18 protein-coding genes are annotated in these 21331 nt (G+C 69.7%); 12 read left to right on the top strand and 6 right to left on the bottom strand.

Going from position 1 to position 21331, the window contains the following annotated elements:
- The first annotated feature begins 1033 nt into the window (after positions 1 to 1033).
- Entirely contained in the window at positions 1034 to 2698 is a 1665-nt protein-coding gene (locus AB0C59_RS05500; RefSeq protein ID WP_355274995.1) for an IS1182 family transposase, read from the top strand.
- A gap of 68 nt (positions 2699 to 2766) precedes the next feature.
- On the opposite strand, the gene AB0C59_RS05495 is transcribed toward AB0C59_RS05500, so the two are convergent.
- The 4 genes from AB0C59_RS05495 to AB0C59_RS05480 all read right to left on the bottom strand — a co-directional run bounded on the left by AB0C59_RS05495 (position 2767) and on the right by AB0C59_RS05480 (position 9324).
- Entirely contained in the window at positions 2767 to 3546 is a 780-nt protein-coding gene (locus AB0C59_RS05495) for a hypothetical protein (protein ID WP_355274916.1), read from the bottom strand.
- A gap of 66 nt (positions 3547 to 3612) precedes the next feature.
- Positions 3613 to 3807 (bottom strand): type II toxin-antitoxin system HicA family toxin, encoded by a 195-nt coding sequence (locus tag AB0C59_RS05490; RefSeq protein ID WP_030381387.1) that lies wholly within the window; start codon positions 3805 to 3807, stop codon positions 3613 to 3615.
- A gap of 2152 nt (positions 3808 to 5959) precedes the next feature.
- Positions 5960 to 7585 (bottom strand): hypothetical protein, encoded by a 1626-nt coding sequence (locus AB0C59_RS05485; protein ID WP_355274913.1) that lies wholly within the window; start codon positions 7583 to 7585, stop codon positions 5960 to 5962.
- A gap of 1043 nt (positions 7586 to 8628) precedes the next feature.
- Positions 8629 to 9324 (bottom strand): GntR family transcriptional regulator, encoded by a 696-nt coding sequence (locus AB0C59_RS05480; RefSeq protein ID WP_233435937.1) that lies wholly within the window; start codon positions 9322 to 9324, stop codon positions 8629 to 8631.
- Positions 9325 to 9550: 226 nt separating this feature from the next.
- Between AB0C59_RS05480 and AB0C59_RS05475 the strand changes: the two genes are divergently transcribed.
- The 11 genes from AB0C59_RS05475 (at position 9551) to AB0C59_RS05425 (ending at position 17966) form a co-directional block, all read left to right on the top strand.
- On the top strand, positions 9551 to 10189 hold the full coding sequence (locus AB0C59_RS05475; protein WP_355274919.1) for a WhiB family transcriptional regulator: 639 nt from the start codon (positions 9551 to 9553) through the stop codon (positions 10187 to 10189).
- On the top strand, positions 10186 to 10470 hold the full coding sequence (locus tag AB0C59_RS05470; RefSeq protein WP_030381382.1) for a hypothetical protein: 285 nt from the start codon (positions 10186 to 10188) through the stop codon (positions 10468 to 10470). Before AB0C59_RS05475 ends, AB0C59_RS05470 begins: the two co-directional genes overlap by 4 nt.
- Positions 10467 to 12014, top strand: a complete 1548-nt coding sequence (locus tag AB0C59_RS05465) for a DUF2637 domain-containing protein (protein ID WP_355274909.1) — start codon at positions 10467 to 10469, stop codon at positions 12012 to 12014. Before AB0C59_RS05470 ends, AB0C59_RS05465 begins: the two co-directional genes overlap by 4 nt.
- Before the next feature lie 60 nt (positions 12015 to 12074).
- Positions 12075 to 12248 (top strand): hypothetical protein, encoded by a 174-nt coding sequence (locus tag AB0C59_RS05460; RefSeq protein ID WP_167353438.1) that lies wholly within the window; start codon positions 12075 to 12077, stop codon positions 12246 to 12248.
- A complete protein-coding gene (locus AB0C59_RS05455; protein ID WP_355274906.1) occupies positions 12245 to 13294 on the top strand; it encodes a hypothetical protein in 1050 nt (349 codons plus the stop codon). The genes AB0C59_RS05460 and AB0C59_RS05455 overlap by 4 nt, the downstream gene beginning before the upstream one ends.
- Positions 13291 to 13731 carry a hypothetical protein gene (locus AB0C59_RS05450; RefSeq protein WP_030819272.1) on the top strand — a complete coding sequence of 147 codons (441 nt, stop codon included), beginning with the start codon at positions 13291 to 13293 and terminating at the stop codon, positions 13729 to 13731. The genes AB0C59_RS05455 and AB0C59_RS05450 overlap by 4 nt, the downstream gene beginning before the upstream one ends.
- The gene (locus AB0C59_RS05445) at positions 13728 to 14549 is read left to right on the top strand and encodes a hypothetical protein (RefSeq protein WP_355274903.1); all 822 of its coding nucleotides are present in this window, start codon (positions 13728 to 13730) and stop codon (positions 14547 to 14549) included. Before AB0C59_RS05450 ends, AB0C59_RS05445 begins: the two co-directional genes overlap by 4 nt.
- 382 nt (positions 14550 to 14931) lie before the next feature.
- Positions 14932 to 15060, top strand: coding sequence for a hypothetical protein (locus AB0C59_RS05440; protein WP_267883136.1), 129 nt, complete (start codon positions 14932 to 14934; stop codon positions 15058 to 15060).
- A gap of 214 nt (positions 15061 to 15274) precedes the next feature.
- Entirely contained in the window at positions 15275 to 15853 is a 579-nt protein-coding gene (locus tag AB0C59_RS05435) for a hypothetical protein (RefSeq protein ID WP_355274898.1), read from the top strand.
- 29 nt (positions 15854 to 15882) lie between these two features.
- Entirely contained in the window at positions 15883 to 16407 is a 525-nt protein-coding gene (locus AB0C59_RS05430) for a hypothetical protein (RefSeq protein ID WP_363001283.1), read from the top strand.
- Between the two features lie 569 nt (positions 16408 to 16976).
- Positions 16977 to 17966: a hypothetical protein gene (locus AB0C59_RS05425; RefSeq protein WP_355274892.1), complete on the top strand. Its 990-nt coding sequence runs from the start codon at positions 16977 to 16979 to the stop codon at positions 17964 to 17966.
- Between the two features lie 943 nt (positions 17967 to 18909).
- Here the strand turns inward: AB0C59_RS05425 and AB0C59_RS05420 are convergent.
- Together AB0C59_RS05420 and AB0C59_RS05415 are read right to left on the bottom strand one after the other, a co-directional pair.
- Positions 18910 to 19074 carry a hypothetical protein gene (locus tag AB0C59_RS05420; RefSeq protein ID WP_157846297.1) on the bottom strand — a complete coding sequence of 55 codons (165 nt, stop codon included), beginning with the start codon at positions 19072 to 19074 and terminating at the stop codon, positions 18910 to 18912.
- Between the two features lie 684 nt (positions 19075 to 19758).
- Complete coding sequence (locus AB0C59_RS05415) at positions 19759 to 20385, bottom strand: DUF4200 domain-containing protein (protein WP_024126899.1); 627 nt, start codon at positions 20383 to 20385, stop codon at positions 19759 to 19761.
- Positions 20386 to 21331 lie beyond the last annotated feature (946 nt).

The following is a 21331-nucleotide window of genomic DNA, read 5'->3' as shown; positions in this document are numbered from 1 at the left end:
CGACACCCCCCTTGACCGCGGTCTGACCGCTCTCGCGGCGCGACGAGGTCAAGGGGAAACGGGCCCTGGCACCTGAGTGGCCCAGGTGGGCAAGGGGGCCGTGGTCAAGGGGTGGGCGGAGTGGTCAAGGGGATGGACGCCCACCGGGTGAGGTGGACGGAGGTGCGCGCCCACTCCGGCTGGGGCCAGGGTGGAGTGGACGGACTTCGGCGCCGGTTCCATCCACCGGCTTGGATGGAGTCCACTGAGTGGATGGCCCGCGCCCCTCCTCGCGGGGCTTGCGCACGCCCACGCGGTGGCCACCCAGTGGGCTCGGCGCTCCCACCCATCGCCATCGCGATGGACCCCATCGCCAGCTCGGGTGGAGACCTGCGCCCCGCCATCACATCCGGACGTCGTTCCGTACCCCTCCTGTGCGCGAAGGGAGAGACACTTCCGGCCCCATCGGACCGGCCGCCCGCACCTGCCGTGCAGTGCGCCAGCCTCTGCGGTTCTAAGTTGGGAACGCCCGTGCTGTTTCCCCTTGACCTGGGCCGAGGTCAAGGGGAAACAGCAGAGGCGCAGGCCCGTGGTCAAGGGGTGGAAGGGGGGCCGGCCAAGGGGGTGGGAAGGACAGAGGAGGCATCACCAGAAGCCGCCTGCCTGAGACCCACTCCGGGTGGTGGCACATGCCGCTCCCCGCCTCCTCCACCGTGCGTCATCGATGGATGCCACCGGTGCACCGGGTTGGATGGAGCCCACTGCGTGGGTGGACAAGACCCGGTCCATCGGGTTTCGTCGACCAGGTGGTGCGGGCCGATGGACGACATGCAATGGGTGGGTGGCTTTCCACCGAGTGGGCTCCATCAGACCGCGGAGCACTGGATGGAGCCCCCTCAGTACGCAGCGCCCGCGGTGGGAGTGGACCGCGAGTTGCCGGCGTGGTCCCCCGGAACGTGCGGAGGCCCGCCCCGATGCCGGACGCTGTTGGTAAATCCGGGTCTTGCGTGACGACGGCCTGTACGACCCCGTTGGGGTGGTGCAGGCCGTCGTCATGTCCAGGGGTGGGGTTGTGTCGTTGCGTGGGGTGGAGTTGGCGGAGATCCCGGAGGAGACCGCGCGGGTGGTGCGTGCGGTGTTTCCGAAGGGATGTCTGGCGATGCGGATGCGGGATGTGCTCGGGCCGGTCTTCGAGGACGTCCAGTTCGAGGCGTTGTTCCCTGCGCGGGGGCGTCCGGCGGTGTCGCCGGCTCGGCTGGCGCTGGTGTCGGTGTTGCAGTTCGCGGAGGGGCTGACTGACCGGCAGGCCGCGCATGCGGTCCGTTCACGGCTGGACTGGAAGTACGCGCTGTCGCTGGAGCTGACCGATACCGGGTTCGACTTCTCCGTGCTCAGCGAGTTCCGGGCCCGGCTGGCCGACGATGATGCGGGCCGGTCGGTATTCGACGCGGTACTGGCGGCGGCCGGGAGGGCCGGGCTGGTCAAGGCGGGCAAGCGGCAGCGCACCGACGCTACCCACGTGCTGGCCGTGACAAGGGACCTGAACCGGCTGGAGTTCGTGGTCGAGACGCTGAGGGCCGCGTTGAACCAGATCGCCGAAGTTGCCGGGGACTGGCTGGTGACGCTGGCGACGCCGGAGTGGTTTGACCGATACTCGGCCCGGCCGGAGGACAGGCGCTTTCCGTCCCGGTGGGCGGCCCGCGTCGAGCACGGCGACCAGTGCGGCGCCGACGGCATGACGCTGCTGGAGGCCGTTTGGTCGGGTGCGGCCCCGCCCGGTCTGCGGTGCTTGCCCGCGGTGGAGATCCTGCGGCAGACGTGGGTGCAACAGTTCCAGCATGTCGATGGCGTCACGCGCTGGCGCGAGGTGAAGAATCTTCCGCCCGGCCTGATCCGCTTACGCACCCCTCATGAACCCGATGCCCGGACCGGATCGAAGCGGGACGTGGACTGGTCCGGCTACAAGGTCCACCTCAGCGAGACCTGCGAGCCCGATGCCCCGCACCTGATCACCCACATCCACACCACGCCGGCGCCGGTCGCCGATGTCGTCGTCCTGGGGGACATCCATGCCGCCCTGGATGAGCGCGGGCTCCTGCCCGACGAGCATCTCGTGGACGCCGGATATGTGGACGCCGGGCAGATCCACCATGCTCTCCGCGATCACAGCGTGGAACTGGTCGGCCCGGTCCAGGCCACCACGGTGAAGGGGCAGGCGAGCGGGAACGTCTTCGACAACACCCGCTTCACCGTGGACTGGGACCAGCAACGGGCCGTGTGTCCCGGTGGCCACACCAGCGTCCAGTGGCGAGAGGCCCGAAGCCAGGAAGGCACCGCGGTCACCCGTGTCCGGTTCGCCGCCCGCCATTGCGGTCCCTGTGAACTGCGAACGTCGTGCACCACAGCCAGGACCGGCCGCAATCTCACCCTTCGAACGCAGGCTGAACACGACATCCTCCGCAAGGCCCGCGTCGAGCAGGACACCGACCACTGGCGTCGCCGCTATGCACACCGCGCCGGTGTCGAAGGAACCATCTCCCAGGGCGTCCAGGCTTTCGGCCTGCGCAGATCCCGCTATCGCGGCCTCGCGAAAACCCGGCTCCAGCACCATCTCACCGGAGCCGCCATCAACCTCGCCCGCCTCGACGCCTACCTCACCGGCAGACCCCTCGCCCGCACCCGCGTTTCACCCTTCGCAGCACTCCGCCCCGCTGGATGAGATCCAGCGGGGCGGAATTAACCAACAGCGTCCGATGCCGGGGCGGGCCTCCGTCGGTTGTCCGCCATTCACATCTCGGCGGCGTGCTTCTCACCCTTCGCCGTCAGTTCGACATCCAGCTCGTCGCTGCGGCGGGTCACGCTGACCAACTTCTCCTTCGAGAGCTTCTCGATGACCTCATCGGGGATCTGCGCCTCGCCGGTCGCGGAGGCCTTCAGCTCCACCACGAAGGCACGGCCCTCTCCGCTCGTGACGACGAGCTGGTCCCCCTGCTCCGCCCAGCCCACGGTCGCGCGGGAGTGGGCGGCCTGTGCATCCCGGAGCGCCGCAAGCAGAACCTTCTCCGCCTCAGTCAGGACGACGGGCTTCGCCGGACGGCCTCCCTTGCGGTCCCAGCGCTGCCCGAAGGCCTGTACCTGCTCCTTCACGTAGATCGGTCCGGACTTCAGGATGGCGACCGCAGGGGGAAAGTCGTCGCGCTTGGTGAGCTGTCCAGCGCGGCCCCGGGTGACGCCGAAGAGTTCGGCGATCTCGCCGACGCCGGCGAGTGCCGGGACGTCCTTCTCGGCGTTGCGGCGGTCCAGTTCGGCTTCGGTGATGGCTTCGACGCCCACAACGGGGGCGGTGACGCCGAGGTCCTTCAGGGCAGCGGAGACGGTCTTCAGGCCGGTGTCGACGGCCTGCCGGGCGGTGGATGCCTCTACGAAGATGCGCACGGACAGGTTGCCGTTGGGAGCGGTGCCGACGGCGGGATGGGCGGTGGCAAGCCGGTCGTGCAGGTCGTCGTAGAGGTCGTCCGGAGCATCGCAGCAGCCGAGCTCGACGTAGATGCTCCATGCCTGGGTCATGATCGTCTCCAGTTCTCGGTGGGGGCGGTTGGGGGCCCGCCCGGTTTGCCGGGCGGGCCCCGTGGTCTACGGGGTGTATCCGTGCCGCTTGAGGGCGGCGATGCAGTTCTTCAGGCTGCGTGGGTCAGACGGCGTGCCCGGCAGTGTGGTGACTCGAACGCTGCCCTTCTTCACCAGCCAATGGCCGCCCTTAGTCGGGGTGGCCTCGAAGCCCTGAGCCTTCAGCTTCTTGATGAGCTGCCGGACGTCCTTGCTGTTCATCCAACTTACCCCAAATCCCTAAACACCGTCTAGAGATACTCTGACGTAAACCCTAAACGATGTCAAGGGTTTATGAGTCTAGGGCTCGGCCCGCTCCGGGTGTCTGGGTGAGCAGGAGGGCCATGGTCAAGGGCGGGCGGAGTGGGCAAGGGGCGTCCACTGGGCGGGTGGATGGGGGTGTGGCCGCACTCCGACCAGGGGCAGGAGTGGAGGCCACTGGCAGTGGATGGAGCCCACCGAGTGGATGGAGCCCACCGAGTGGATGGACCGCGCCTCTGTCGCGGCGCTCGCGTACGTCCATGTGGTGGCCACCCAGTGGGCTCGGTGCTCCCACATCCACCCATCCACCCATCGCGATGGACGCCATCGAAGGCTCGGGCTGCCGCCATCGCCGCCGGGGCGCTCGGTGCGTGCCGGGGATGAAGCCCTGCGGCCACGATGCTCATCCGCAGGTTGGTCCCAGCAGATCGACCCACGGCTCGGCTGGAGTCGGTGCTGCGCCCCAGCCGCATCGGTTCCTGGACGTTGATCGGACGCCGGGTTTCCCCTTGACCTGGGCCGAGGTCAAGGGGAAACGGCAGGGCCACGGCCGGTGGTCAAGGGGTGGAACGGAGGCCGGTCAAGAGGGTGGGGAGCCTGCGCAGTGCAGGTGGGCAAGGGCGGCCGGAAGGCGCCGTCAGCAGATGCTCGCTGGGGGCCGTCTCGGTGTGTGGCACGCTCCGCTTCACCTTCCACCGACACTTCGGGCGGCCTTCCGCTTTGGCCTCTCGCGACCGGGCGGAGCCCACTGTGTGGGTGGGCGGCTGGGTGTCGCCCACTGGGGTTGGCTGGCCGGTGGACGACACCCGATGGCGCGGCCGGCACTCCATCGGGTGGGCACCAAGGTGTGCGCGGAGCCCCGGATGGAGTCCACCCTCCACTCTGTGGGTGGACTCCGGCGCCGGTTGCCCACTCCGGTCCACTGGATTGGATGGAGTACATCGAGTGGATGGGCCGGCCCCATCGCGGGGTGCTCGGGTCCATCCGCACTCAGGCCTCGCGCTGCGCCGTCCACCCACACTTCGGTCCATTGCGATGGACGCCACCGCGAGGTCGTGCTGAAGCCCCGGACCCCCATCACCCCTGCACGGTGTTCCGCCCGCCCCGGTGCTCGCCCGGGAGGAAGCCTGTCCGCACTGTCGTTCGTCCGCTGATCGGCTGGCCCGTGTCGAATCGGTTGCCGCTGGAGTCGGTGCTGCGCCCCAGCCGCATCGGTTCCTGGACGTTGATCGGACGCCGGGTTTCCCCTTGACCTGGGCCGAGGTCAAGGGGAAACGGCAGGGCCACGGCCGGTGGTCAAGGGGTGGAACGGAGGCCGGTCAAGGGGGTGGGGCAACCTGCGCGAGGCAGGTGGTCAAGGGGGCGAGAGGGCAGAGGGGCTCTGACAGAGGGTGCCGTCGGCGGACGTCCTGGACGGATGCTCCCGCTCTCCACGATCCCTTCTGTGCTTCGGGCATTCGTCGTCTCTCGCCTTGTCCGCCGGGTCCCATCGGCGGGTGCTACCGGTGCGAGGGGATCCGGGGGCATCGAGTGGAGGCCACTGAGTGGAGACCGGGCCGGCCGGTGCATCGGGTGTCGTCCACCGGGGGGAGTGGCCGATGAGCGACACCCGATGGCGGGGGTCGGGCCTCACTCCACTCCACTGAGTGGGCTCCACCGCGCACACGGTGGAGCCCACTCAGTGCGCGGCGGCGGGCGATGGATGGCGGTTGCGCGAGTGGCCCGGGATGGATGGGGCCGACGCATCGGCCTCGGTGGCGTCCACTCATCCGGCGGCCGCGACCCTCGGCGCCACTCCACGATGGTGACTTCGAGGTGCTGCGGCACCCGGCGATGGACGGTCAGGTTTCCCCTTGACCCGGACCGCGCGTCAAGGAGGAGCCCGGCGGGTGGGGAAGGCCGGTCAAGGGGGCCGTGGCGCTACGAGAAGCCTTGGTCCGGTGCCGGGACGTCGACCATGCCCGCGGCCCCGATGTCCGGAACGGCCGACGGCGCTGCGGTGCGGTTGATGCCGAGCTCTGCTCCTTCGGCGCCTGCGGAGTGGGACGCGTTCCGGTGGAGGTGGCCCGGGGCGACCCGGGAGTGGTGAGTCTCGACGGGTGAAGTGGGCGGCTCATGATGCGGCCCGCTCCATCCGGCGGGTCCGGCATCGGACACAGAGGCCGGTGGAGCCGAGGGCCGGGCGGGTGCATCCACTGCCGTCCCATCCCGCGCACACTTCGGGGTGTGCCGACGGGGGCGGACCACTTGCCCGTCCACCCTCGTGCTCCTCTCGGCAGGGCTTGCACCGGGGGGCTGGCTGGGCGCGGTTCAGCACCAGGACGGCGCAGCCGCACTCCGGGCACCGGCCCCGGGGAGCCGCGAGAGCGGACGGCTGGACGGGAACAGGAGCAGGGACAGGATGGACGATGGCGGGAGTGGGCGCCTCGGGCTGAGCCGTGGCGCGGCGCCGGTCACGGACGATCTCCTCGCACACTGAGCACCGGCGGCCGCTGCTCCACAGGACGCCGGCTTCGCAGTCGAAGATGCCGCAGCCCCAGCGGGGCAGGCCGACACCGAGGATCCACCGGCCGGGATCGCGGATCTCGTCGGTGAAGGTGCGACAGACCCGTGTCTCCAGCCGCTGCCGCAGCCGGGCGTCGTCGATGCCGGAGCGCAACTGGCGGCCGACTTCCCTGGCGATGCGCCGCTGCATGTAGACGCTGGTCTGCCGGAAGAGCCAGTGCACCGGCTCGAGGACGGCGTGGACCCGGGCGCTGACGGTCAGCCCGGGCCCGTCGTAGGAGCCGCTGGGGTTGGTCAAGGGGGTGGTCAAGGGGGTCTGGTGGTCATCCGCGCGCAGCGCGAGGCCGTCTTCGCCGGAGTCGTGTGGCAGTCGAGCACAGCGGTTTTCCACACCTTCACCTACCTGTACCTCGCCTACGGCGGGTGAGAAGAGTGCGCGCTCGTCATCAGGTCGGTCAGTCCTAGGTTCTTCCTTAGTCGCGAGTGATCCCGCACCAGCCGAGGAACCCGATCCCTCACCAGGAGCAGAGGTGGAGGAGGGCGCGACGCCCGTGGGGGACGGTTGTCCACAGGGCAGGTCCTGGGCGGCGGACGGGATGTCGTGAGCGATGAAGTGGTGGCGGCCGCGCACGCCGGCCCGCCGCTCCACGGTGATCCACCGCGTTGCTTCCAGCTCGTCGACGATCGCACCGGCTGCCGCGGCGGTGAGCGGCTGTCCGGCCCGCTGGCCGCTGTGGTGGTGGAGCGCCCCTGCGATTTCCGACTCGGTGAGCGGGATCTTCTGGGCCTGGGCGTAGGCGATGAGCGCGTACGCGCGGAGCTGGCGCGGGGTGAGGTCCTCGGCCGCGGCCACCGGGATCCACACGAATCGCTCGGTCGCGGACAGCGGCCGAGTACGGCGCACCGCCGAGGTGCCGCATCCGCCGGGCAGGGAACGGCGGGTCGAGGACAGCTCGACTACGCCGTCGGGCCCGGGGCGCATCAGCTGCGTCATGCCGCGTTCGACGGAGGCCTTCGACAGGCCGACGTACTCCGCGATGGTCGCGGTCGCCGCCGTGCAGCCCTCGGGACGTGAGGCCAACGCGGCGATCTTCACGTACGTGGTCACCGCGACGTCGGCGTAGTGCGGGTTGGTGACGAGGCGCAGGGGCACCTTGACCCGCTGGCGGCGCTGCGGGCGCGCCTGATCGCCCGCTGGCGGCGGGCTGCTCGGTACTGCTGTTGTGCGGGGCACGCTTCTCCTGGCGCACCGGCGCCGCGGGGCGGCGACTCGTGTGCGCTGGGTCTCGACGGCGTCCGGCGGGGACGCGCGGTCTGGGGTCTGGCCAGAGGCACTCGGGCGGAAGCTGAAGGAAAGGGCCCTTCAGCTGCTACGGGTGTCGAAAAAGCCGACGGTGTGACAGTCGGGCCGAGAAAATCCCTGGCAAGCCTGTGACCTGCGCGTCAAGGGGGTGTCCGGGGTGGCGGCGGGCCCCCTTGACCAGCCTCTTGACCAAGCCCGTGAAGGGACATCGGCCAGATGTGGGGAGCGAGGCATCGGCCTTGTTGGTCAAGGGGTGCCGGCTGGAGCTGGTCAAGGGCCGGCCACTGGACCGAGCTGGGCCACGACGGATCCCGGCGGGAGCGCTGGCCGCGAGAGTGGGAACGGAGAGTGGCGTTGGCGTCACGGACGGGCGAAAAACCATCGCGATCGGGTTGCTTCGGTGGCGTCCGAGCTGACAAAGGGCATGGGTGTACTGCAAGATGGACCCCGTTCTCCCGGGTTGCCCCGGGAAACGACAAACCCCTTCGGGGGGATTGCTGCTGGAGGCAGTGATTGCCGGACCATTCGGTCTGGCCCTCGCTCAAAACTGGGCCGCTAACCCAGGACTGAGCGGTGACGGCCGGCAGAGGAGCCGCTAACTCCGAAGCCGGTGGAGAGGGGCGAGGAGCAGCCTTTGCTAGAGGCGCCCGCCCGGAAGGTCTACGACATCCTCAACTCCCCCTTCCAGGGGGCTTTCGCATCTCTGGGCCCGATCGCGCCGGACGGCGCCCATGGCAGCATCGCGCCCGGGGCGGCGGAGCCGCTCAGAAGCTGTGCGGTGCTGCTCATGGGAGAACCGCCTTCTCGGTTCACCGGGCTCATCCTCGGCGCTGTGCACCGGGGGCCCGAGGTGAGGCGTATTGGATCAAGCGAAAGTCACCCTATCCCCTGACAGCCGTCGCGCACACGCTCTCGGCGCGTTCTCCACTCGGCGTCGAAAAGTACTAACAAAAAAGGGCAGTTGGGGCAGAGGGCTACGAACTGGAGCTTCCCGTGAGGATGGTCGCTCGATCTGCCCGTACGACCGTCAACAGGTATGTATTGGGGCGTTCCTCGACGTATCCGACTCTGCGGACCTCCAGGACCGTCAGGCTGTGACCCCGGAGCAGCCGGTTCTCCTCGGCAGTCGCCGGCCGCGCGGACCAACGGCTGCTGTGCCCGCTCTCCTGTCGCGCGCCACCGGTGACGAAGGGGGCGACGGTGACGGCGTGGCCGCCACTGTCCGAGTTCAGCTCGGTCGCGGTGAACAGCGTCTGCCAGGCCCAGGGGGTCCCCGTGTGGAGCAGGACGGCCTGGCGCTCGAAGAGCCGCGCGCCGGGGGGGAGGAGGAGTGCTTCCGCGGCCTGCTGGTTGGCGACTCTGGCGCCGGCGTGAAGGTCGGTATGGCCGAGGCTCTCGCTGTCGACCGGCCAGAGATGGCCGGCGTCGGAGACCTGCACCTCCACCTGCGGGAACGACTGCAGCACCCGGGTCCGGCGGCGGGGTGCCATCTCGACCAGCCCCTCGGCCTCCAGTAGGCGCAGCGCCTGTCCCATCGTGTTCTGGGCGACGCCGTACTTCTCCGCGAGCTCCCGCTGCCCGGGCAGCGCCTCGCCGGCGGCGAACGTTCCCGCCGTGATGTCGGCGCGCAGCGCCGCCGCGGCGCGTTCGTGCGGGTGATGGGACGTCATGCCCACATCTTGCCGCACCAGCCACAGCTGCTTCGTCACGTGATCGACCGCCCTCTCCTTGACGTGATCGGCATCGCCATGCATGATCTGACTCAACTGACGCAGTCAGTTAAGTCAGATGGGGCGTGAAAACGCAAGCGGCCCCCGGGGCTGGTCCCCCCGGAGGCCGTGAACGCGCCTCATCCACCCACCAGAGCGTCACAGGAGATGAGATCGCGTGAACACCATGATGGCAGCCCACCCGCCGACTTCCCGCCCGAACCCGGGCTCGGCCGAGGCGAGCATCGCCCAGTTCGTCGCCTCGACCGGCCCGCTCGACAGCCTCGTCGCCAGCGGCTTCCTTGATCGGCAGGACGGCCACTACGTCGCACAGGAGCTGCGCACCCCGCAACTGCGCCAGGCGATGAAGTACTCGGTCTGCCTCACCGCCGAACCGGACATCGGCCACTTCTACCAGGAGGACGGAGAGCCGGACACCGACTGGCGCCGCCGCCGTGCCCAGACCGTCCGCGACCACTGCTCTGTGTGCCCGGTGCGCGCCGCGTGCGCCGAACTCGCCCTCCGCGAGGGCGACACCGTCGGCATCCGCGGCGGGCTGACCCCCGAGAAGCTCAAGCGCCGGCTCGTCATGGAGCGCGACCGACTCGACCAGGCCCTCGCCGAGGACCAGCACGCCGCCCAGCAGCAGCAGGCCCGCATCGCCGCGGCGCGCGAGGTTCAGCGGCTGGCCGGTCAGTACCTCGGCACCTCCGGCAAGCGCGAGAAGCGCCTGGAGAACATGGAGAACATCCGCGAGGCCGCCCGGCGCCGCGACGAGCTCGTCGCCGCCCACCGCCGTTCCGCCGGCTGGACGGTCGCCGCATGAACCCCGCCGACGACGCATACGCCCTCAACCGCGCCCTGGTCAGCGCCCTCGCCCGCCGCGACGACGTCCTCTTACTCCCCGTCCTCGTACCGGCCGGCACCGACGTACCGCCCGTCAACCCGCTCACCGCGATGCTCCTGGTCCTGCTCGGTCAGGTCACCGCCGAGCGTGACGCCTTCAGGACCTGGGTCACCCAGGACCCGATCCAGCCCAGCGGCGACCCGCTGCGCGCCCGGGCCGCCGATGCGGCCAGCAACCTTGCCCGGAGGGACTCCCCGTGACACCCGACCTCGCCCCCCAGGGCGCGGACCTCGCCGAGCTCCTCGGCAGCTGGCAGTTCGTCCTCGGCACGCTCGTCCTCACCCTCGGGCCAGCGATCGCCCTGCGTCGGCGCCGCCTGGCCCTGGCCGCGCTCACCGACAACGAGCGGGCCGCGGCCGCCGACCGCCGCGGGCGCCGGTTCGAGGACCTCCTCACCGTCGTCATCGCTGCGGCCGCGGCTGCCCTGTCGGCCACCGGTCTACGCCGGGTCGGCCACCACCAGATGGGCCTGGATGCCCCCTTCGACCTCCTGCCCTTCGTCGCGCTCGACGTCGCGGCGATGGTCTGCGGCCGCCGCGCCCGCCGCCGCGCCCACGACGGCGACGGACCGGGCCTGTCCGGAGCACTCTTCTGGACCCTGGCCGGCATCAGCGCCGTCTTCTCCGCGTCCGAAGCCGACTCCGTCCTCGGCGGCGCCGTCCGCGCGGTGTGGCCAGTCCTGGCCGCCGTGCTCTGGGAGATCGGCTCCCTCGAGGAGCGCCGCGCCGCCCGCAACAAGGGCGGACGCCCGGACCGCCGCATCGCCCTGGTGCGCCTGCTCCACCCCGTCGAGGCCTTCCGCGTCGCGCTGCTCCTCGCCGCCCGCCAGGACCTGGCTCAGGAGGAAGCCACCACCGAGGTCCGCATCTCCCGGGCCGCCTACCGCTGGTACCGGCTGCGCCGCGCCCAGGACGCGGTCAAGAGGAGCGGCAGGATGACCCACTGGGCATACCGCCTCGCCGAGATGCACGCCGACGCCCGCGCCCAGGATGCCAGCGAACGAGCGGGATGCTCCGACCCCGTCATCCTGAAACGCGTCGTCGCCCGGCTCCAGCTCCGTGTGCGCCAGGCTGACATCGCCGGGATGAACCTGCGCAATCCCGCGGCGTTCGAGGGCATCCTCAACACCCTGATCGGCACCATCCCGACCATCCCATCCCAGGCAACTGAACCTCATCCTGCGCCCTCATCCCACCCCGCCGACGGCGAAGAGCCACAGGTCAAGGCCAGGATGACCGAGAGCGGTGGGCCCGAGGACGCCAGCGATGACGAGAACACCGCCTCGCCGCACCCGGACGTCGACGCCGAGCAGGATGAGACCACGGCTGCGGAGCGGAAGACCGACGAGGAGGTCATGGCCGCCTTCGTCGAGATCGTCCCGCGCAAGGATGACGGCACGTTCGCCTGGGGCATCAACAAGTGCGCCGAAGCCCTCGGCATTGGCAACCCGCGGGCCGAGAAGTTCCTGAAGACGCAGGCCGAGTGGCTGCCCAAGGCGCTGGCCGCCCATCCCGAGGCGCACGGCGCCGACGGCGAAGAACCGGACCACTTCGACCAGGCCCTCGCCCTCGCGAACGAGCCGCCGCAGTCGGCCGCCGGCCGCCAAGACCTCCATTTCGACCCGGCGCCGGCTGGCCAGCAGCCGCTCCTCGACGAGCTCTTCCACCTCGACCCGACCGTGGGCGACCACTTCGAGCAGCACGACAGCGGCCTCCTCGTCCCCGCCGCCGGCAGCCGACCCTGACGCCCCGCTCCGCAGGGCGCTCAGGAGGGCTGCCCGCGAGCACGACCGTGAGGACCACACATGTCCGCCACCACCTTCGACCAGCACGTCAACGAGGCCCTCGCCCTCGTCGCACCGGCCCGCCGGCCCGTCACCGCTACCGGACCGGCCGGGTCGGCCAGCGCCCCGCAGCGCGGCCGGCCCCGCCTCGCCCTCGTGCGACGCCCCATCTCCCGAGAGGTGAGCGAGCAGTGAGCACGACCCCTTCCACCCGCGGCCGGAGAAACCGGACGCACTCCAACACCTCTCAGGGCGAACCGCCCCAGACCGCGGAGGCGGAGAGCGGCGTCCCGGACGACGAGACGCAGCTGCGTCGCCTCTTGTCCCGCATCGGTGTCCGGCCCCTCGGTCACGCCGAGCAGCCCGTCGACGAGGAGCCCGAGCCGGCCGCGGCCCGCCCCGAGCAGGAACTGACGTCCGCCGGTGCCACCCGTCGGATCTCGATGTCGCCCGGCGGCCGGCTGCCCGTGCCCGGGCAGACCATCGACCTCACGGACATCCCCGAGCAGCAGGCCCCGGCCGACGAGCCGATGCCCGCAGAGGGCCAGGACGCCACGGCTGAGCCGGCCGGGCCCGCAGAGGCGCAGCCCGCGGGTGAGCCGGCGAAGAGGGTGTGGCCACCTCGTGTTCCCTGGCGTCGACACAAGGACGACGACCAGGCCGAGGGCGCGGCCGCCTCGGACACGGACGAAGACCTCCCGGAGCTCGAGGGCGACGAGCTCGACTGGTTCCGCGTACAGAAGACCGCCGCTCCGCAGGCACCAGACCCGGACACCTACGAGGTGCATCACCACTACTACGGCACAGGCCAGGAGCCGCCGGCACGCGCAGGGGAGGGGACCGGCCCCGGCCGCAACCGCAGCTCTCTCACCGCCTGGTGGGTGTCGCTCACCCCGTTGCAGCGGTTCATCCTCCACAACGGAGCGGCCGCGACCGCCGGCGCCTGGAGCTGGGGTTTGTTCACCGCCCAGTGGAACACCGGCCTGCCCCAGTGGACGCTCGCCGTCATGCACGACGCTGCCGCCAGCAGCAACGAGCCCACCACCCCGTTCATCGTCGGCGGCGGCGTGATGCTGATCGCCGCGGTTGCCGGCGGCGCCATCACCGCCTTCGTGGAGAAGTGGCTGTACCGCCTGCCCTCGTTCTGCGCCGCCGTCCGCTTCCTCACCCACATCCCGGTCGCCTCCGCCGGCATTGCCGTCCTCCTGTTCCTGCCCTCCACCTTTGAAGGACACCCGTGACCACCCCGCTCGCCGCCGCGGCCGGAACCAGCGCCCTCGGCCCGATGTCCGCCACCGCCGTCAGCATCATCCTGATCGTCACCCTCATCTACGGCATCTGGGGCAAGGGGAAGAAGAAGCTGGCCCGAGGCCCCGCCCAGGCCATCGGCTTCTTCGCCGAGCTCGCCTTCCTGCGCGCCGACAGCTGGCCCCACGACCTCGGCATCGCCGTCCAGGACATCCCGCGCCAGGTCGCCGCGAACCCAGACCTGGGATCCATCGGTATGACTGCCGTGGTGATCATCCTGCTTGTGCTGTCCGCCTTCGCCCCCATCGTGCCGTTCACCGGTGCCCTGTGGGGAATGCTTACCGCGGCCGCCATGGCCGCCGCGCAGGGCTCCATCTGGCGGGCGGTCATCTCCGTCGCCACCGCCGCACTGTCCCTGGTGGGCGCATGACCAGGCAGCCGGACAAGACGAGCACCACCAAGCAGGAACGGCGGAAGATCAGGCTGGAGCACATCCCGTTCGTGCGCGAGGTCCCGGTCCTGGTAAGCGCCACCATGGTCGCGCTGCGCTACGTCGGCGCCTGGCTGCGCGCCGGCGACCAGGAACGCGGCGGGTTCCTCGTCCGCCTCACCGCACTCGGCCTCGCCGGCTACGTCGCCCTGCACTTCAGCGAGAAGCACCCCGGGCTCTGGTACGTCTACAGCGCCACTGGGCTGGTCGTCGTCACGACCGTCGCCGTCCGCACCGGCCTGTCAGCCGGCCGCACAGTAGAGGACCTGGAAGCCGCACATGCCCCATCCGAGGAGGAGCCGCAGGGGAGCGACAGCGTAAACGATCATGAAATGGCGGGGGAGCGAGGCCCTGAAACGACTCCCCAGGCCACTTCGGCCGAAGCCGACGCCGCCTTCGCAGTGTTCATTGAGCACAGCGTCGCCTTCGCCGTCCGCCAAGGCCGCAAGGGCGTCCACACCGACACCCTGCTCAAGCGGATCCACCAGGAGCACATGCTGGCCGACTGGACGGAGCCCATGCTCAGGCAGAAGTGCAAGTCCCTTGGCATCCCCGTCCGGACCCAGATGGGCATCCAGGGGAGGAACTACTTCGGTGTGCATGTCGAGAACCTCGAGCAGGCCCTCGGCAGGCCCCTGAGGATCCCCGCCCAGCTTGTCCCCGACCTCACCCCGAACGCCCCCGCCGCGCCCCCTGCCGAGCCTCCCGCTCCGCCCCCCGAAGTGGCCTTCCTCAAGGCTCCTGCAGAGGCCGACTGAACCATCCGCCCGGGAGCTCCCTCGGCCGCCGGCCAAAGGGGGCTCCCGGGCGTCCACAAATGTCCTCCGGCCGGCTGCCACTCCCCTCCCCCACAGGGGCTCGACCAGCCATCTATCGGTCACATATACGACCGCCTGACCTGCGGATCTACCCCAACGCTAGATGCATCTATCACCCCCATCTACCGTGCCCTATCAGCCTGTTCCCGTCCCGTAGAGCGCGGCCGCCCGGTACCGTCGAACCACACCCGCAAGACCAGTGGAGGGGTCCGCGATGGCATGGCGGTACGAGTGCGGCCCGTGCGGGGTCACGACAGGATGGCTGCCGAAGGATCAGGCCTCCGCCAAGCGGGACGAACATCGGAACACCGTCCACCCCGGCATGACCCCAACGGCCGAGGTGTTCGAGTCCAACGCCAAGTCGATCGCTAAGGATCCGGCCGCCCTGCGCATGTGGGCGGCCATCGCCGTCGTCTGTCTGCTCGCCTGGATCATCCAGACCATGCACTGACGCACGATCGTCCAGCCCGCACTCCCAGGGCCACGGCTGCTCCAACCAACACCTCGCAGCGCGAGCTGGCCTACCCCCTCAACTCGATGTTGCTTATGAGTATTTCAATATGTACTGTGGTGGTCGCGGAGAAAGTTCCGCCTCTGTGTCACACGCCGCTCGCGCACAACACCTGTAGCAGACGAGCGCACCCACACACCTCCTGGAGCCCAACGTGCCCGCGCCCCGCACCCTGATGATCGGAACCGCCCTCGCGAGTACCGCCCTCATCATCACCGGCTGCACCAACAGTCCCATCAAGCACGGCGAGGTCATTGACAAGCGCGGCTACGCCGGTTCCTGGATCCCCGAGTACGAGGACGTGTACCGCCAGGACTGCTCGACCATCCGCACCAGCTCGTTCACCACCACCGCCTTCGCGGGCCGCGGCAGCGGCTCCAGCGGCAGCAAGTCCAGCGGCGGCAAGTCCAGCTCGTCGGGCAGTACCGGCAAGAAGAACAACGACACCAACCCCGACGGCTCCGGAGGTTCGTCCGGCGGCACCCCGCCCGGCAAGCCCTTCACAAACGGGGGCACCTCCGGCTCCACCCAGCCCGGATCGTCCGGCTCGACCACCGACGGCAGCAGCCAGCCCACCAAGCAGTGCCAGCGCCACCACGTCGGCCGGAAGCAGACCGGTCAGCACTGGCAGCCGGGCAAGTGGGAGCTCCAGCTCCGCGACGGCGACCGAACCGGCTGGATCACGGTCTCCGAGACCACCTACAACGACACCGATCTCCACGACCGCATCTGACCCCCCCGAGACCCAGAGGGAGATCTGTCATGCCTGGTGCACCCAAGTACACCCCCTACAGCATCTACATGCTGGAGCCGCACGCTGAGTATGCGACCGCCGAGAACGGCCACATCCCGATCGAAGCCATCGCCGAGCGCGTCTACGGCAAGCCGTACAACTCGCTGCGCGGTTGCCAGCGGGACGACGAGCACATCCCCAATGACAGCGTGAAGCTGTACGAACTCACCTCCGAGGGGGACTACGAGGAGGCGCTCGACCAGTTCGATGAGGCGAGGGTGTACTTGGGCTGGGACTCCGGTCTCGGTGAGGTCGTTTACAAGACCGGCATGACCGAGCTGGACTACTGGCTGAGCATTCGCGTCGCTGACGAGAACACGCCCGCCACTGTCGAGGCGAACCCGTCCGATACGCAAGACCTTGAGAACGCCGTGTTCGAGAGCCGATTCTTCGCCGATCGCGCCTTCTCCCCGTCGCTGAACCTGATCCTCGCCGATCTCATCCGCCGCGGCGAACTCCCGCGCGGTAACTACCTGTTCCGGCACTGGTGGTGATCGAAGCGACACGAAAACCGACGCCAAAGAGCCCCGACGAGGCCCACCAGGCGCTCTTCCCTGGCGATCCGCTGCCACGCGACCAGTTACCCACCCCAACACACCCGCCCCCGACGACCTCCGATGCGGGGCCACCACCCGGTGGACCCGCATCATCCAGTGGGAGACACCAGATGCACGCCTTCGTTCTCGGAACCATCTCGGAGCCGCCGTCACCCTGCTCGCTCTCGCCCTGAGCCGGCGCATGACCCGGAAACCGCACTGCCCCTGGTGCGCCACAGCCTCGTCCTGGCCCACCTCCCAGCATGACGCCCTGCACTGCCGCGGCTATGTACAAGAACGCCGCCCCGAGCGCCGCCGCGACATCGCACACGGACGACCGGTTCCCCAGCCCAACCCCTGGGGCCACGCGCACCTCCTCGACGAAGAACGACGCTAGCCACAGCGCAAGCCCCCGACCGAGCACACCCCTGCGCCGCGCCATCGTGACCTCGCCCGCAGCACCCCCAAGGCCGCAGGCTGACCAAACCTCACTCACCCGCGACCAGTCACCCTGAAGGGGAAGCCCTATGCCCGTCGGCCACCACCCCGAACACGCCGTAAAGGCGTACTGGGATGAACGCCCGTCCATCGCCCGCCTCATCCTCGAAGCACGGTGGGCGCACTATCGCCTCACCGATGTCCTCGAACACGACCCCGACCACAACGGCGTCCCCGCCCTGCGCCGCCTCAAGCTCCTGCACGCCGGCGCGCTCGTCGACATCCTTGCCCTGCGCACCCGAGACACCGACCTCTACGAAGCCGCCCGCGACCACGGCGCCCTCCTCCGCGAGGTCGACGGCCTGGCCCTCAACGACCATCCCCACAACGGCCTCAACCACCTACGAGCCCAATACGCCCGACTCCACCACCACACCCACGGCGACGCATGCCGAGCGTCCCAAGCCACTGACGACTCTCTGCCGCCCCAACGCACGTTCCGCCGATCCGGCCCCCGGCTGGTTCGCCAAATGCTCGACACCTACGCCTGGGCCAACCTCGGCCGCACTCCCCGATTCCCCGCCGTCGACGTGGCCAGCGAACAGCGGCTACACATCATGACCCGCGGACTCCTCCTCGCCTGGGCCGCCACCGCGGCCCCGACCGACAACGCCACGGCGGCGGCCGCGGCCAACGCAGGCCACGCCCTGCGGGCCTTCGACCGCCGATCCACGCTGAGCGACCCCCGCGCCCGCGCGTACCTCCTCGACGCCTTCCGCGACTTCGACGACCAGGACGAAGACGTCGACCCACACCCCCACGACTGCGCAGGGCGCTGCGCCGGCACCGGCGAAGTCCTCACCGTGCTCACCTGGGAGCACCACGGCGACGACATCTACACCGCCGTCCACCAGGAACCGATCCTCTGCTACGGCGCCCCCACCACCCATGCCCTCGACTGCGCTACCTGCGAGGGACACGGCTTCACCTACACGCCCGGCTACCGCGAACTCTGCCTCGACGGTCGCATCCCCGCCTCCGAGCCGGCCACGAGCAGCGTAGTGCCCCGGGACGCGTGAGCACGCTGCACCCGAGCGGCGCAGGGCCGGCAGGCACCTCCGTGTCTGCCGGCCCTGCGCGGCCGCCAGTCGCCCGGGGCTGCACCCTTGGGACTGTGATTTCTCCCCCCTCCCGCGAGGGGGGAGAAATCTCCCCCCTCGCGGTACTGAGAAATCTCCCTCCCCGCGCGAGGGAGATTTCTCCCCCCCTGAAAGAGCCAGCTTCGGGGGGTGATTTCTCTCCCCCTAAGAAGAACCGCCGAGAGGGGAGAGATCTCCCCCCCCCCCCATGACAGACCGGTCCTGACCCTGCACACACGGCCCGACACCAGGTTGCCCTGCAAGTTGCCCTACAAGTTGCCTTTCAAGTTGCTTTTCAAGTCGCCCTGCAAGTTGCCCTACAAGTTGCCCCCACACGGCACCCTCAACGGGGAAACATGCACTTCAGCGGCACAGTCAAGGGGTCCTGAGCGCGCCGACTACTTCTCTACGAGACCCCCAAGGGCACTGAGGACACTAGCGAAGAGCCACAGACGAACGACAGGAGGGAGGAAGCCGGAGGGAAGCGAGGAGCAAGCGACATGGATGGGAGAGCAGCAGAACAAGAGGAAAGAGGGCAGTGAGCAGCGAGAGCAGTTAGACGACAACAGCAAGCGAGACGAAGAACCCCAGAAGCGCAAGAGCTGAGGAGATAGAGGGCAGCCGCAGGGGACAACGACCAAACGAGAGACAGACAGAACACGAGACCGGAGACGGACAGGGGAACGGGAAACGCGAAGGACTACGAGCCACAGGAGCCAGGAGGCCGAGACGGGGTCCGAGGTTCGAGTGGGCCGGGGAGTTGAGCCGTCGTAGATCGGCGCGGAACGCAAGCGGCCCCGCCCAGCGAAACGCTGAGCGGGGCGCGTGCAAAGGAGGTGGGGGAGGGGCGCGCGTCAGGAGGGGCGGGGTCGGGCAGAGGGGCCTACCGGTCCGCGCGGATCATCCGCAGAGCGGCGACCCGTGCGCTAGAGGTGACGCGATCCGCCGCGCGGGCCCGGACCGCCCGCGCTCGCAGGAACGCGGCGGCGGCCTCGACGTCGCCGTCAGCCGCGCGGGCCAGCAGCTCGGTGAGCTTGTCGGTGGCCATGGGGTGTCCTCTCCATCTGCAAGGGATCTGTAGCGGGGTCAGGGTGGTCAGGGGCCGCCCGTGTCTGTCGCCTGCACTGCCCGGAGCCCGTGGGCGTGCGGGAGCGACACGGGCGGCCTGTGGGAGCCGATTCCCGGTGGGAAGCGACCCCTATCGGCAGCTGTGTCCCGGGGGAGCGACAGCGCCGAAGTCCGGCATGGCGCGCACAGCGTCCATAGAGACCTGGAACGCGAGCCAGGTAAGGCCAAGGGCGATGCCCCCGAGCAAGGCACCCAGAACGATTCCGGTCCTGCGTCCGATCTTCCGGTTCATCAGTGCTCCCAGGTAGGCGGGTTGGTGGGGCGGGGCCGGTGGTGGGTGCGGGCGGCCCTTGGGGGTAGGGCCGCCCGCACCGGGCAGGGACGAGTCAGAGAGGAATTCGGGGGGACTGCGCGTTCAGCCGCGCCATGAGGCAGTCGGGGCAGAGGTCGGACCCCTCAGTCTCGTTGCCGCACTCCTCGCCCCATCCGGGGCACGTGGATATCTCAGACCGGCTGTCGCGCATCTTGGCTGCTTCCTCTTGGGTGGTGTGGGGTGCCCGGCCCTGGGCCCTGGTGGAGGGGGGTGTGTGGGCCGGGGGCCGGGCGGTGTGGGGCCCGGCGGCCCTGGGGTGGGGGTTGGGGCCGCCGGGCGGTCTGTGGGGGCTCAGGCGGCCTTGTAGCGGTTCAGCTTCTCGACCAGCGCGGCGCGCTGGATCATGAGCGCCTGGACCCTGCCGTCGAGCTTGCCGATCTCGGCCTCGACGGCCTCCGCGCGCTTGCCGTTGAGGAAGTTCTCGTACGCGGCCTCGCGCGCCTCGGTGTCCTTGTCGGCCTGGTAGACCTTGACCAGACCGGTCACCAGGTCCCGGACCTTCTCGAACGTCTCCTGGCTCGCGCTCTCGGCCGGGGAGTTGGTCGGGAACGCCGCCCCGAGCATCCGCTTGCGGAACTTCAGCAGCGCCGCGCCCTCGCCGTCGGTCTCGGCGGTCAGGTCCGCCGGGTTGACCAGGTGGGAGCCGACGACGTACGGCAGATCGCCGTCACCGAGCATCGGGAGGTCGGTCCGGCCGTGCCGGTCCTCGGGGCTGCCCTTGCCGAACTGGACGTTCAGCAGACCCTTGACGGCCGGGAACAGCTCCCAGTTCGGGTGGACCACGACCGAGCCGATCGGGAACACGCCGTCCTGGAAGACCTGGGACAGGTCGTAGACGGCCTCGCCGTTCTCGCCGGCCTCGACGGTGTAGGCGTAGGTGTTACCGGCCGGGGTGGTGAACGTCTGGGTGCCGGACATGAAGATCCCCTCCAACAGGGTTCAGGTGGTGTGGTTCTCGGCCGGTTCTTCGTTCCCCCGACCTCGTGATAACTACAGTACACATCGAAACGCGAATACGCAACACCCGGAACGGGATCACCCCCACACGCTCAACCAAACCCGTCCCCAACTAGAAACCTCACCCCGCCACCCCACCCCCGGCGGCCACCCCCGCCCCCACCCCGACCCCCCGCCACCGATCCACCCCGACCCCTCCGACGCCACCCGCCCCGCCCCACGCAACCCCGGATCTAACACCCGCCACGAACCCCCCGAACGCGAATCTAACGCCCCCGGGAAGGCCCCCCGCACTGACCGGCGAATCTAACGCCCCGCCCGCGTGCGACGCTTGGCGCGACCCCCGGATCTAACACCCCGGACACTCCGGACCTAACACCCCGCCAATTCCCGGAAGGCGAATCTAACGCCACCCCCACACGCCCCCGGATCGCCGCATGCGGCCCCGTGACGGCCGCACCCCGGGATCCCCTTCCCTGACTGCCATGACCCCTGTAAGCTGCTGCTAGAGCCCGTACAGAGGGCGGCCCGGTCCCCGCCGGAGCAGCCCCGGCCCGGGGGAGCGGAAGCCCGGTCAAGTTCCGCTACACGGCTTGAATTTCAAGGGCTCCAGCCCTTAGAATGATCAGGCAGCACGGGAAATCAGGACCACCCGCAGAGAAACACCCGCCGGGAAACCTGAAAACCCGTCGAGAAACCACAGAAAAGGCCCGCCAGGACCACGAGGGAACCCCCTCCCACCTAGCCAGCCATTCTCTGACCCCAACCCCAGGAAAGAGGAACCGAATTCGAGGCCGAACCGCCCGCCGGCCTCCGGCCCGCCCCGCGGGCCGGCTCCTCGGCCGGCCCCCGGCCGGCCGGTCAGCGCTCTGCGCTGACGGTCTTTCAGAAGGCGCTCTGCGCCTTC

The sequence above is a fragment of the Streptomyces sp. NPDC048664 genome, from assembly GCF_040650555.1.
Taxonomy (GTDB): domain Bacteria; phylum Actinomycetota; class Actinomycetes; order Streptomycetales; family Streptomycetaceae; genus Streptomyces.
This window is presented reverse-complemented; position numbering and strand designations above follow the sequence as displayed.